Raw genomic sequence first — 13,802 nt, 5'->3', positions numbered from 1 at the left:
GAATACTAGTGAGTAACAAGTACCCGCTAGGCCTTCGCCTGTTTCAAGTAGTGAATCGCGGTTGCTTGAACCTTATCTAATTCATCCTGAAGCTCGAAAAGCTCAGGTTCAATGTCTTCAACAGAAGTACCTGAACGCAGCTCTTTCTCTATTGTCGCACATACCGATTTTAGCCTTGGTACGCCGCTGTACGAGCTGCTGCCATGCATCTTGTGAATGATGTGTATCAGCTCTTCAACTGGATAGTCACTGTCTTCTATCGCTTTGTCTGCTGCCTCATACACCTCTGGAATAAAGTCGACGAGCATTTGCAGCATATCGCGTGCGAGGTCTTCTTTATTGGCGGCTTGTTTCATCGCAGCTTGCCAATCAATGATGATGTTTGTGTGCACGCTGGCTTCAGTTTCTGACACCGGACCGTTGTCGACTTCAGCAGAGACCGCTGGGTGGTCTGGATCTATTTTTTCGATGAGCTCAACCTCAGAGGTCGAGCTCCAATGAATCAGAACCTGCTGTAAAACATGCTCTTCAATCGGTTTGGTTAGGTAGTCATCCATGCCCGCTTCAAGCAGTCGATCTCGTTCGCCAATCATTGCATGTGCGGTCACGGCAATTACAGGTGTATTCGCATTGTTCGCCAGTTTTTTGATGTTCTGACAAGCGGTTACACCGTCCATCTGTGGCATTTGAATATCCATGAAGATGATATCAAATGGCGTCTCTGTCGCTTTGTCTATCGCCTGCTGACCACTGGTACAACTGATGACGGTTTCTACACGCTCTTTAAGCAGCGCGGTAATCAACTTAAGGTTGGCTGGGTTGTCGTCTACTGCCATCACAGTAAGCGGTAACTTCTCTTCAGAATGCGTTTCAATCGCTGGTGCAATCAAGGTAGGTGCCTGATTCGATACCAGAGTTTGCAGCAACTTCTTACGAGAAAGAGGCTTGGTGATGCACTGAACATCGACCTCTTTCATTAGTTGCTCACCCAACGCTAGCTCGGTACTTGGTGTACCAATAATCACGTTTTGAGCAATCTTCTTCGCACCGATCGCCCAACCACTCACAGTATCAAATTGATACTCTTGGTTGGCGGCTAGGTTAAGCAGAACGTAGTCATACGAGGTCGTCTCATCTGGCATCACCGAACGATACGTTACCACTAAGCCTTCTTGGGTTAGGATTTGCTGAGTAATCGATGCCGCTTGCATGTTTGGCTCGATAAGCAGCAGTTGTTTGTCTTGCAGACACTGCGTCTCAATCAGCTCTGTCATCGGCATATCAGTCGTTGATAGTCTCAAGGTGAACCAGAAGGTAGAGCCTTGGTGAAGACGACTGGTTAGGCTGATCTCTCCGCCCATTTGGCTGACCAGTTTTTGGGTGATAACCAGACCTAAGCCTGTACCGCCGTAACGACGAGAGATACTTGCATCGGCTTGGCTGAAAGCTTGGAAAAGCTGAGCTTGTTGACGCTCAGAAATACCAATACCCGTATCGCGAACCATGAATTGCAGCTCGATGTTGTCTTCACTTTGTGAGCGAAGCTCAACGCTGATATCAATATTGCCGCGCTCGGTAAACTTGATTGAGTTACCCACTAGGTTGGTTAGGATCTGCTGAATACGCAGTGGATCGCCCACCACACCTGGCGGTACTTTAGGGTCGATCTTCAGTGTCAGTTCTAGGCCTTTCTCATGAGCGTTGGTTGCTTGAAGGTTTACTACCTCTTCAAGGCTGGCTTGGAATTCAAATGGGATGTTCTCTAGGGCTAATTTACCGGCTTCAAGTTTCGAGAAGTCCAAGATATCGTTGATGATGCTAAGCAGGTTGTTTGCCGAGCGTTCAATGGTTTGTAGGTAATCGGTTTGACTGTTCGATAGGTGAGTCTTGAGCATTTGACGAGTAAAGCCAATCACACCGTTCAGCGGCGTTCTCAATTCGTGAGACATATTCGCTAAGAACTCAGACTTAACACGAGCCGCTTCTTGAGCGCGTTTCTTCGCGATGTCTAACTCAACGTTTTGAATCTCTAGCTGTTCAAGAGTTTCACGCAAATCTGATGTGGCCTGGTCGATACTGTGCTGCATCTCGACGTGATACTCTGATAGCGATACCGCCATCGCATTGATACCGTTTTTCAGCGAGTCTAGCTCACCATGCATCTTACCTTCGATACGCACATCTAGGTGACCTCGACGAATTCGGTCGACCATGTTTTTCATGTGTGTGATCGGTTGAGTGACATCGTGCATTAAGCGGAACGCAAACACGCCAGATAAACCAAGCCCGAGAATCAACACTAAGAATGCAGAGAACACTTCTTGATATTGCTGCAATCGAAGTGATGAAAGATCTAATTCAATCGCAATGTAGCCGATCGCTTGATTAGCTTGAGACTGACCGTTGGCTGAATTGATGTACTGGCCTTCGGCGATGATAGGTGTCCGCAGAATCAGCGTATTATCGAGAAGGTTCGATGAGCTTAAATGCGGGATCGGTTTATCTTTGGGGTAGGTCAGGCTTTCAAAATCGGGGTGGAAGTTTGAGGTTACAAACAACTCATGACGCTCATCAAACACCGCGATACTGCGCACTAGCTTAGAATTCTTTCGATGCGCATAGCTAATAAGCTGACGAACAGACTCTCGACTTTCGAGCTTCATGCCTGATTCACTCGTAATCGCAAGTGGCTCAATGATGCTAGTACCAGTGTTAACCACTTGACCTTCAAGGTCTTGATAGCGGTTAAATGAGAAAAATGCACTCAATAGCAACCCAATAATCAGGGTTGGAGCTAGAGTTAAGGTAATTACACGGGCTCTTAAGCCATATCTGGTCATGTTCTTTAATTACATCGAGGTCTGGATATGGGAAAATAACGCACACAATGGCGGTTAAGTGAACGGTAAGCTTAATCAAAGCCGTGACGTTCGACAATGATTCCAAGACATAATAGTGAGTCCTGGATACCAATTACTTATTAAAAGATACATTAGGCACAAGCAATGGCACGTTTTTTCCAACCAAAAAAGAAAACTCAACTCGAGACCAAGCATCAATCGGTTTTGGTTGAACGAATGGATCACAATGGCGCTGGCATCGCTTATCAAAAGAATAAACCGGTTTTCATTGATGGCGCATTGCCCGGTGAGCAGGTGGTTATTCAACTTACTGAGAGCAAAAGTAAGTTTTCGCGAGCTAAACTCATCAAGTTATTGAAGCCGAGCGAGCAGCGTTTAAAGCCGTTTTGTAAGCACTTTAATCAGTGTGGTGGCTGTCACCTTCAACACCTAGGTTACTCTTCTCAGGTTGAGCATAAATCGCAATCTCTGACGCACCTGATGAGCCAATACCAAACGGCGAACACTGAAGTTGCACAACCTATTGTCGGTGATGAAACCGGTTATCGACGTCGCGCACGTATCAGCCTATTTGTTGATAAGAAGACACAACAGCTTCAATTCGGTTTCCGTAAGAAGCAGAGTAAGCAGATTGAAAACATCACCGACTGTGCCGTGCTTGATCCTCGCCTTAATGTGTTGCTGCCAAAACTGAAAAATTTACTGAACACTTTCAACAGCCTTACGTCTTTAGGACACGTTGAATTGGTGTTGGGCGATACTGGCCCTGTTATGGTTCTACGTCACCTTAAGCCTTTGGTTGAAAAAGATGAGCAAGCGCTGATTGCGTTAGCAAAAGAAGAAGGCGCTACGCTGTACTCGATGCCTGAAACCGATAAGTTGGTCCGTCTGGTTGGTGATGCGCCTAGCTACAGCGAAACTGGCGTGACGTTACCGTTTGAGCCAAACCACTTTATCCAAGTAAACCAGAAAGTGAATCAGCAGATGGTGGCTCAAGCGATTGAGTGGCTAGAACCTCAAGCGGATGAGCGAGTGCTCGACCTGTTTTGCGGCTTAGGGAATTTCAGTTTGCCTATCGCGCAACAATCGGCGTTTGTGGTTGGCGTAGAAGGCGTTGATGAAATGGTTCAGCAAGCCACATCTAATGCAGCGTTAAACCAGTTAAGCAATACGGAATTTTACCAAGCTAACCTTGAAGAAGACTTATCTTCACAGCCTTGGGCAAAAGAGAAATTTGATAAAATCTTACTTGACCCAGCTCGTGCTGGAGCGAGTGGTGTTGTTGATCAAATTTCAGCGTTAGGAGCGAAGCGTGTGGTTTATGTTTCGTGTAATCCTGCTACTCTAGCTAGAGATTCAGAGAGCTTAGAAAAGCAAGGCTACCAATTAGCCAAACTTGGTATGTTGGATATGTTCCCACACACCAGTCATCTAGAATCGATGGCTCTCTTTATCAAGGCTTAGAGGCCCTTAAACAAGGCTTCAAATGAATCACAAAGGCGCAGGGAAGCCTGCGCTGATATCAATATGGTCGAACTAACTTGGAACCAGTTAGTCATATTGAATTGGGTATAAAACATAATAACTAGGAAGGCATGATGGTTGCGGTACGAAGCGCACATTTAAACCCAAGCGAACAGTTTGAGCTAGAAAGTTGGATTGCGTCATTGAATCAAGACGCAAAAACCTCGAATAAACTGATTAAAGTTTATCGTCACTGTGAAGAACTTTTAAAAGATCACGAGCAAGCATCGCTCTTGCTTTGGCGTGGCCGTGAGATGATCGAAATCTTGGTCACCTTGTCCATGGACCGTGCCACTTTAATTGCTGCACAACTTTTCCCCGTCGTCTCAAGCGGCGTTTTTGAGCGCGAAGCGTTTGAAGAAAGCTACGGTAAAGAAACCGTAAAGTTGATCGATGGCGTTGAAGAAATGGCGGCCTTAGGCCAGTTAAACGTGACCCTTGAAGGCAGTGCTGCCTCGGGTCAAGTTGATAACGTTCGACGCATGCTACTGGCTATGGTCGATGATTTCCGCTGCGTAGTCATCAAACTCGCTGAACGAATCTGTAACCTTATCGAGGTAAAAAAAGCGCCTGATGCTGTGCGTCGCGCGGCCGCAAAAGAGTGTTCTAACATCTATGCCCCACTGGCAAACCGTTTAGGTATCGGCCAACTTAAGTGGGAAATCGAAGATTACGCATTCCGCTACCAACAACCAGATACCTACAAGCAGATTGCAAAACAGCTGTCTGAGCGTCGTATCGTTCGTGAACAATACATCACAGATTTCGTTGATGATTTAACCGCAGAAATGCAGCGTTCAAACATCAATGCTGAAGTGAGTGGCCGACCAAAACACATCTACAGTATCTGGCGCAAAATGCAGAAGAAAGGCTTAGCCTTCGATGAGCTTTTTGACGTACGAGCAGTACGTATTATCGCTGACCAGCTGCAAGACTGTTACGCCGGCCTTGGGGTGGTACACACTAAATACAAGCACCTCCCGAGCGAATTTGATGACTATGTGGCGAACCCTAAGCCAAATGGTTACCAGTCGATTCATACCGTAGTACTTGGCCCTGAAGGCAAGACCATTGAGATTCAGATCCGTACTAAGCAAATGCACGAAGACTCTGAGCTTGGTGTGGCGGCGCACTGGAAGTACAAAGAAGGAGCTTCAAGCGGCCGTAGTGGCTACGATGAGAAAATCACTTGGTTGCGTAAACTTATCGACTGGCAAGAAGAGATGTCGGACTCTGGCGAGATGCTGGATGAGGTACGTAGCCAAGTCTTCGATGACCGTGTATACGCATTTACTCCACGTGGTGACGTGGTCGACTTACCAATGGGCGCAACCCCGTTGGATTTCGCCTACCACATCCACTCGATGGTCGGACACCGCTGTATCGGTGCCAAAGTAGCGGGGCGTATCGTACCGTTCACTCATAAACTATCGATGGGCGATCAAGTTGAGATCATCACGCAGAAAGAGCCGAACCCATCTCGTGACTGGTTAAATCCAACCACAGGTTTTGTTCATTCTGGTCGAGCTCGAGCGAAAATCAACGCTTGGTTCCGCGCACAAAGCCGTGAGAAAAACCTAGAAGCGGGTCGTGATATCCTGGAAGTTGAGCTAGCGAAAGTAGGCGCAACCCTAAAAGATGCTGATCAATACGCACTAAAACGCTTTAACGTGAATACGCCAGACGAACTCTATGCAGGTATTGGTAGTGGCGACTTGCGTATTAACCAAGTGGTTAATCACATCAATGCGCTAGTGAATAAGCCAACGGCGGAAGAAGAAGACAAGAAAGCGCTAGAGAAACTGCTTGAGTCGGAAAACAAGCCGGCACAACAGAGTCGTCCGAAGAAAGATGCGGTAGTGGTTGAGGGCGTTGATAACCTAATGACGCACCTAGCGCGTTGCTGTCAGCCAATCCCAGGTGATGTGATTAAAGGTTACATCACTCAAGGTCGTGGTATCTCAGTGCACCGCGCTGACTGTGAACAGCTAGGCGAGCTAAGCGTGCATGCGCCAGAACGTATCATTGATACCGTTTGGGGTAATGGCTTTGTCGGTTCATACATCCTAACGCTGCGTGTTGAAGCGCTAGAACGTAATGGCTTGTTGAAAGACATCACCTCACTGTTCTCGAATGAAAAGATCAGCGTGACCACAATGAAGAGCCGCATCGACTACAAGCGTCAGCTATCGGTAATGGATTTCGATTTGGAAGTGACCAATATTGAAATTCTGAGTCGCGTTACCAGCCGAGTAGAACAAATCAAAGATGTAATGAGCGTTAAGAGACTTGGATGATCCTTTTGTGTCATTTATGTCACTCCCTACAGTGAGGGACGAACGTGATAGGGAATCTCGCCAAGCGGTTTGAGATCCCCAACTCGCTCATACTTCACTCTTGGAGATGACGAAAAATAGAAAGGTGAGTGGTTTTGGCTGCTCACCTTTTTTAGTTTTAAGAAAAGAATTAGATTAAAACAATCAAACAGAATAATAGGAAAGCACCATGAGCCACCCGATTGAACAACTAGAACAAATTATGACTAAGCTGCGCGATCCAGAAGGTGGCTGTCCTTGGGATTTAAAACAAAATTTTGAAACAATTGTCCCGCATACTATCGAAGAGACGTACGAAGTGGTGGATGCGATTCACAACAAAGATTGGCCGAACCTACAAGAAGAGTTGGGTGACTTGTTGTTTCAGGTGATCGTCTATAGCCAGTTAGCGAAAGAACAGGGGTTGTTTGAGTTCTCTGATGTGGTTGATGGCATTAACGAAAAGCTAACACGCCGTCACCCGCATGTGTTCTCTGATACTGAGTTTGCCAGTGATGAAGAAATCAATGCCAATTGGGAAGCGGAAAAAGCCAAAGAAAAAGCACAAGCAGGCAAAACTCAAGAAAGTATTCTAGACTCAATACCAAACTCTCTACCTGCACTTTCGCGTGCTACAAAAATTCAAAAGCAGGTCGCGAAATATGGCTTTGATTGGGACTCTATTGGCCCAGTGGCTAATAAGGTTTTAGAGGAAGTCGATGAGGTGCTCGAAGAGGCACTTCAAGTGACGCCAAATGAAGATTTGGTTGAAGAAGAGTTGGGAGACTTGCTGTTTGCGACGGTCAATTTGGTACGACATTTAGGTAAAAACCCAGAATCGGCACTCAATAAAGCCAATCTCAAGTTTTCGCGTCGCTTTAAAGGGGTGGAACAAAAAGTTCGTCAGCAAGGTAAAAATTTGACCGATTTTTCACTACAACAGCTTGATTCCATGTGGGGTGAAGTCAAAGTGGCGGAGAAAAGATAACCAAAGCTTTTATCATGAATTGATTTGAAGCAAAAAATAAAAAATAGCAGTGTGATAGATTTCACGTTGTGGCGATAAGGGGCTTCTGGTATATTTTCATCCCGTCCAGAAGTAGTCCATTTCCCTCATTCAACCAATTTCAGGTTAAACATGACGACAAATTACATTTTTGTTACTGGCGGGGTTGTATCCTCTCTAGGTAAAGGTATTGCTGCAGCATCTCTTGCGGCTATTTTAGAAGCTCGTGGTCTTAAAGTGACTATGATGAAGCTTGACCCTTACATCAACGTTGATCCAGGCACTATGAGCCCGACTCAGCACGGTGAAGTGTTCGTTACGGAAGATGGCGCTGAAACAGACCTTGACCTTGGTCACTATGAGCGATTCATTCGCACCAAGATGACTAAGCGTAACAACTTCACTGCAGGTCGTGTTTACTCAGACGTACTCGCTAAAGAGCGTCGCGGTGATTACCTAGGTGCAACTATTCAGGTTATCCCACACATCACTAACTCTATCAAAGAGCGTGTAATTTCTGGCGCAGCTGGCCACGATATTGCGATCGTTGAAGTTGGTGGTACGGTTGGTGATATCGAATCTCTACCATTCATGGAAGCGATTCGTCAGCTAGCAGTAGAACTAGGCCGTGAACGCGCAATGTTCATGCACCTTACTCTAGTGCCATACCTAGCAGCTGCGGGCGAAGTGAAAACTAAGCCAACGCAACACTCTGTAAAAGAGCTACTGTCTATTGGTATTCAGCCAGACATCCTAGTTTGTCGTTCAGACCGCAACATTCCTTCGAACGAGCGTAAGAAAATTGCTCTGTTCTGTAATGTGCAAGAAAATGCAGTTATTTCTATGCGCGATGTTGACTCTATCTACAAGATCCCTCAGCTTATTAAAGCTCAAGGTACTGATGAACTTGTATGTAAGCGTTTCGGCATCACAGCTCCAGAAGCAGACCTGTCTGAATGGGAACAAGTAATTTACGAAGAAGCTAACCCAACGGGTGAAGTGACGATTGGTATGGTTGGTAAGTACATTGAACTGCCAGACGCATACAAATCAGTAAATGAAGCGCTAAAACACGCGGGCTTGAAAAATCGCCTAAGCGTTAATATTAAATATGTAGATTCACAAGACGTTGAGTCTCGTGGCGTAGAAGTTTTAGAAGGCCTAGATGCAATCCTAGTTCCTGGTGGCTTTGGTGACCGTGGTGTTGAAGGTAAGATTCTTGCTGCTCAATACGCTCGTGAAAACAAAGTACCGTACTTAGGTATCTGTCTAGGTATGCAAGTAGCACTTATCGAGTACGCTCGTAACGTTGCGAAAATGGAAGGGGCACACTCTTCTGAATTCTGTACTGAAACTAAGTACCCAGTTGTTGGTCTTATCACTGAGTGGACTGATGGCGAAGGTAAAGTTGAAGAGCGTACAGAAACATCTGACCTTGGCGGCACAATGCGTCTTGGTTCACAGCTTTGTCACCTAGCGAAAGGGACGAAAGCTTACGAATTATACGGTAGCGCGACGATCCATGAACGTCACCGTCACCGTTACGAAGTGAACAACAATCTTCGTCCACAAATCGAAAAAGCGGGCCTAAAAGTATCGGGTCTATCTGCGGACAAGAAACTGGTTGAAGTTATTGAGAACCCGAACCACCCATGGTTCGTTGCTGCTCAATTCCACCCAGAGTTCACTTCAACACCTCGCGATGGTCACCCATTGTTTGCAGGTTTCGTTAAAGCGGCTGGTGAGTTCCAGCGCGGCGAGTTAGAGAAGTAAAAAGGAATACAGGTAGCTGCGTAAGTTGTGCTGCTACCTTTAAATTTGACATTTATATATTCAACGAGAAGGAAACATTCAATGTCTAAGATCGTTAAAGTTCTAGGTCGTGAAATCATCGATTCACGTGGTAACCCAACTGTAGAAGCTGAAGTACACCTAGAAGGCGGTTTCGTAGGTATGGCTGCTGCTCCATCTGGCGCGTCTACTGGTTCTCGCGAAGCTCTTGAGCTACGTGACGGCGACAAATCACGTTTCCTAGGTAAAGGTGTTCTTAAAGCTATTGAAGCTGTAAACGGCCCAATCGCTGAAGCTCTAGTTGGTACTGACGCTAAAGCACAAGCTGACGTTGACCAAATCATGCTTGACCTAGACGGTACTGATAACAAGTCTAAGTTCGGCGCGAACGCTATCCTAGCTGTATCTCTAGCTAACGCAAAAGCTGCTGCTGCTGCGAAAGGCATGCCTCTATACGAGCACATCGCTGAGCTAAACGGTACTGCTGGTCAGTTCTCTATGCCTCTACCAATGATGAACATCATCAACGGTGGTGAGCACGCAGATAACAACGTTGACATCCAAGAGTTCATGATCCAACCAGTTGGCGCAAAAACTCTTAAAGAAGGTCTACGTATCGGCGCTGAAGTATTCCACAACCTAGCTAAAGTTCTTAAGTCTAAAGGCTACAGCACTGCAGTTGGTGATGAAGGTGGTTTCGCTCCTAACCTTAAGTCTAACGCTGAAGCTCTAGAAGTTATCGCAGAAGCTGTTGCAGCTGCTGGTTACGAACTAGGTAAAGACGTTACTCTTGCTATGGACTGTGCAGCATCTGAGTTCTTCGACAAAGAAGCTGGTATCTACAACATGAAGGGCGAAGGTAAAACTTTCACTTCTGAAGAGTTCAACCACTACCTAGCTGAGCTAGCGAACAACTTCCCAATCGTTTCTATTGAAGACGGTCTTGACGAGTCAGATTGGGATGGCTTCAAGCACCAAACTGAACTTCTAGGCAACAAACTTCAAATCGTTGGTGACGATCTGTTCGTTACAAACACTAAGATTCTTGCTGAAGGTATCGAGAAAGGCGTAGCTAACTCTATCCTTATCAAGTTCAACCAAATCGGTTCTCTAACAGAGACTCTAGCTGCTATCAAGATGGCTAAAGACGCTGGCTACACTGCAGTAATCTCTCACCGTTCTGGCGAAACTGAAGATGCAACTATCGCTGATCTAGCGGTAGGTACAGCTGCAGGTCAAATCAAAACTGGTTCTATGAGCCGTTCTGACCGTGTTGCTAAGTACAACCAACTTATCCGTATCGAAGAAGCTCTAGGTTCTAAAGCTCCTTACAACGGTCTTAAAGAAGTTAAAGGTCAATAATTCGTCCTATTTGGCACTGTAGCTGCGTTAACTGCAGAAGATTCACTAAGTCACATAGGAAACTATGCTCCATAGCTGAATCTTCTTTGTTGCCTTGCTACAGCACCAACTAGTTAGAATTATGCACTAATACTTTTGAATGCCTCGCTTATGCGGGGCATTTTTTTGTCTGTAGAAAACTGAATGAAAGAAGCTCTAGGCTCTAAAGCTCCTCCTTGTCACATATAAAGTTCGTCATTCCCTAGACTGACGAAGGAAGGAGTAGGGAATCTCATTGTTTTCCTGACAATGACTCCTCGACTTATTGATTCCCTGACACCACATATCTCGCACCAATAAGCTCATTATGGTATATATGTGCCTTATTCTAGTTCCTTCTTTTTCAACCGGCGAAAGGTGTTATGCGAATTTTTGCTTTAGTACTGCTCATAGTGTTTGGCTGGCTACAACACACACTGTGGCTCGGTAAAAATGGTATCTCTGATTACTACGGTGTGAACAACGAAATCCAAGTTCAACAGCAAGTAAATGAAAAGCTGCATATTCGAAATGCAGAAATGTTTGCTGAAATTGACGATCTACGCCAAGGCTTAGACGCGATAGAAGAACGCGCACGTCATGAACTTGGAATGGTCAAAGAAGGTGAAACGTTTTATCGCATCATTGGTGAGGGATCCCATTAATGTCGACTCAACTTCAAAGCGTGATTGCCGTTGTACCTGCGGCGGGCGTCGGTAGCCGAATGAAGGCAGACCGCCCTAAGCAATATCTCAAGATTCACGACAAAACAATTTTAGAGCACACCATTGAGAAATTACTGTCTCACCCACAAGTCGCTCAAATTGTCGTTGCGATCAGCGATGATGACCCATACTACCCTGATCTAGCACTCAACCTGAACCCGCAAGTGATCAGAGTGTCAGGCGGAAGCGAGCGAGCGGACTCTGTACTCTCTGCGCTAAACTATATCGCTGAGCAGCAGCTTAGTGATTGGGTAATGGTTCACGATGCGGCAAGGCCGTGTGTTCAACTAAGTGATATCGACAAGCTAATTTCCGGCGCGATGAGCCATGATGTGGGCGCTATTTTAGCGGCTCCAGTTCGTGACACGATGAAGCGCGGTGCCCAAGGGCAGATCGAGCATACCGTTGAGCGTGCCGATTTATGGCATGCACTTACGCCGCAAATGTTCAGAGCAAAGCCTCTGTGGAAGGCATTAAGTGAGGCGTTGCAACAAGGCGCTTCAATTACTGATGAAGCCTCAGCCTTTGAATGGAAAGGTTTATCGCCCGCTTTAGTGGCAGGGCGTTCAGATAATTTTAAGATTACTCAGCCTGAAGATTTAGCGCTTGCTGAGTTCTATTTAAGTCAGAATAAGGAATAACGATGATTCGTATTGGCCATGGCTTTGATGTACATAAGTTTGGTGGTGAAGGCCCGGTAATTATTGGTGGTGTAAGCATACCTTACGAGCAAGGTCTTATTGCACACTCAGACGGTGATGTTGCCCTTCATGCGTTGTGTGACGCTCTATTGGGTGCGATTGCTGCGGGTGATATTGGTCGTCATTTCCCTGATACCGATGACGAATGGAAAGGTGCGGATAGCCGTGAGCTACTGAAAGATGTTTACCGTCGAGTAAAAGAACAAGGTTACGTGATTGGTAATGCCGATATTACTATCATGGCGCAAGCTCCAAAGATGGCGCCTCATATAGACTCTATGTGCCAAGCTATTGCTCAAGACCTAGAAACCAGCATTAGCAATGTGAATGTAAAAGCGACGACCACTGAGCGTTTAGGTTTTACAGGTCGCAAAGAGGGCATCGCATGTGAAGCGGTGGTCCTAATTACTAAAAGTGCGTAAGCACCAACACGAAAAGAACAGCATGTCAGATATTTTATCTTCATTGGCTTATCTAAACGGTAAACCAACTGCGAAAGCAAAACTAAAAGCAAAAGCCGAACACTTTGTCGTTAATGAAGACTTGGGTTTTGAGTTTGCTGGTGAAGGCGAGCACCTAATGGTTCGTATTCGTAAAACTGGTGAAAACACGAGCTTCGTAGCAAACGAGCTGGCTAAAGCTTGCGGTGTTAAGTCGAAAGACGTGAGCTGGGCGGGTTTGAAAGACCGCCACGCTGTGACAGAGCAGTGGTTGAGCGTTCACCTACCGAAAGGTGAGCCTGACTTTTCAGGGTTCTTAGCACAATACCCAAGCATTGAAATCTTAGCGACAGCGCGACACAACAAAAAGTTACGTCCAGGCGATTTAGTTGGCAACCAATTTGAGTTGACCTTGTCTGAAGTAACGGATTGCGATGATGTGGTCAAGCGTTTGGAAAAAGTCGCTCAAGTGGGCGTGCCAAACTACTTTGGTGCTCAGCGTTTTGGCAATGAAGGTAACAACCTATCTGAAGCTCGTCGTTGGGGCCGCGATAACGTTCGTACTCGTAACCAGAATAAGCGCAGCTTGTACCTTTCTGCTGCTCGTTCGTGGATTTACAACCTGATCCTTTCAGACCGTATTGAGCAAGATGCGTTTGCATCAGCATTGGTTGGCGATATCGTGGTGAAAGACGGTGCTCAACTGGCAGTAACAGCAGACAACATTGAAGCTGTAAACCAAGACATTGCGAACGGTTCTGCTTTGATAACTGTTGCTTTGGCTGGCGATAATGCCTTACCAACGATTGATGAGTCTCAAGCTCTAGAACAGAAACACCTTGATGCTGAACCGGATCTAATGGCTCTGATTCGTGGTAACCGTATGCGTCATGATCGCCGTGAAGCGTCACTGAAACCAACAGACTTAACTTGGGAAGTGAACGAAGATAATGTCACGCTTAAGTTCTCTCTTGATGCGGGTTGTTTCGCAACAGCGATCGTTCGCGAATTGGTTGAAGAAGTACACGTAGAGAGAACCTACGAGCAATAACGATTCTG

The 13,802-nt window shown here is 46.0% G+C and carries 10 protein-coding genes; 9 read left to right on the top strand and 1 reads right to left on the bottom strand.

The features are described from left to right. Positions 1 to 26 precede the first annotated feature (26 nt). Positions 27 to 2,840, bottom strand: a complete 2,814-nt coding sequence (barA, locus tag AB4512_RS09960; RefSeq protein ID WP_017059038.1) for a two-component sensor histidine kinase BarA — start codon at positions 2,838 to 2,840, stop codon at positions 27 to 29. Positions 2,841 to 3,005: 165 nt separating this feature from the next. Here barA and rlmD point away from each other — a divergent pair, with 165 nt between their 5' ends. The 9 genes from rlmD to truD all read left to right on the top strand — a co-directional run bounded on the left by rlmD (position 3,006) and on the right by truD (position 13,794). Further along, positions 3,006 to 4,325 carry a 23S rRNA (uracil(1939)-C(5))-methyltransferase RlmD gene (gene rlmD, locus AB4512_RS09955; RefSeq protein WP_017059037.1) on the top strand — a complete coding sequence of 440 codons (1,320 nt, stop codon included), beginning with the start codon at positions 3,006 to 3,008 and terminating at the stop codon, positions 4,323 to 4,325. 134 nt (positions 4,326 to 4,459) lie between these two features. Then, positions 4,460 to 6,682 carry a GTP diphosphokinase gene (gene relA, locus AB4512_RS09950; protein ID WP_017059036.1) on the top strand — a complete coding sequence of 741 codons (2,223 nt, stop codon included), beginning with the start codon at positions 4,460 to 4,462 and terminating at the stop codon, positions 6,680 to 6,682. Positions 6,683 to 6,890: 208 nt separating this feature from the next. Next, positions 6,891 to 7,688 carry a nucleoside triphosphate pyrophosphohydrolase gene (gene mazG, locus AB4512_RS09945; RefSeq protein ID WP_372174852.1) on the top strand — a complete coding sequence of 266 codons (798 nt, stop codon included), beginning with the start codon at positions 6,891 to 6,893 and terminating at the stop codon, positions 7,686 to 7,688. A gap of 150 nt (positions 7,689 to 7,838) precedes the next feature. Then, positions 7,839 to 9,479, top strand: coding sequence for a CTP synthase (locus AB4512_RS09940; RefSeq protein ID WP_017063214.1), 1,641 nt, complete (start codon positions 7,839 to 7,841; stop codon positions 9,477 to 9,479). A gap of 81 nt (positions 9,480 to 9,560) precedes the next feature. Further along, positions 9,561 to 10,859, top strand: coding sequence for a phosphopyruvate hydratase (gene eno / locus AB4512_RS09935; RefSeq protein WP_017063215.1), 1,299 nt, complete (start codon positions 9,561 to 9,563; stop codon positions 10,857 to 10,859). Between the two features lie 401 nt (positions 10,860 to 11,260). Continuing rightward, on the top strand, positions 11,261 to 11,542 hold the full coding sequence (ftsB, locus tag AB4512_RS09930) for a cell division protein FtsB (RefSeq protein WP_017068691.1): 282 nt from the start codon (positions 11,261 to 11,263) through the stop codon (positions 11,540 to 11,542). Next, positions 11,542 to 12,243, top strand: a complete 702-nt coding sequence (ispD, locus tag AB4512_RS09925) for a 2-C-methyl-D-erythritol 4-phosphate cytidylyltransferase (protein WP_017059032.1) — start codon at positions 11,542 to 11,544, stop codon at positions 12,241 to 12,243. Before ftsB ends, ispD begins: the two co-directional genes overlap by 1 nt. A 2-nt stretch (positions 12,244 to 12,245) precedes the next feature. Then, positions 12,246 to 12,725, top strand: a complete 480-nt coding sequence (gene ispF, locus AB4512_RS09920) for a 2-C-methyl-D-erythritol 2,4-cyclodiphosphate synthase (protein ID WP_004739053.1) — start codon at positions 12,246 to 12,248, stop codon at positions 12,723 to 12,725. A 22-nt stretch (positions 12,726 to 12,747) separates the two neighbouring features. Then, the gene (gene truD, locus AB4512_RS09915) at positions 12,748 to 13,794 is read left to right on the top strand and encodes a tRNA pseudouridine(13) synthase TruD (protein WP_017059031.1); all 1,047 of its coding nucleotides are present in this window, start codon (positions 12,748 to 12,750) and stop codon (positions 13,792 to 13,794) included. The last annotated feature ends 8 nt before the right edge of the window (positions 13,795 to 13,802 follow it).

Origin of the sequence: Vibrio sp. 10N.222.52.B7, assembly GCF_041474275.1 — a bacterium.
Lineage (GTDB): Bacteria > Pseudomonadota > Gammaproteobacteria > Enterobacterales > Vibrionaceae > Vibrio > Vibrio crassostreae_C.
This window is presented reverse-complemented; position numbering and strand designations above follow the sequence as displayed.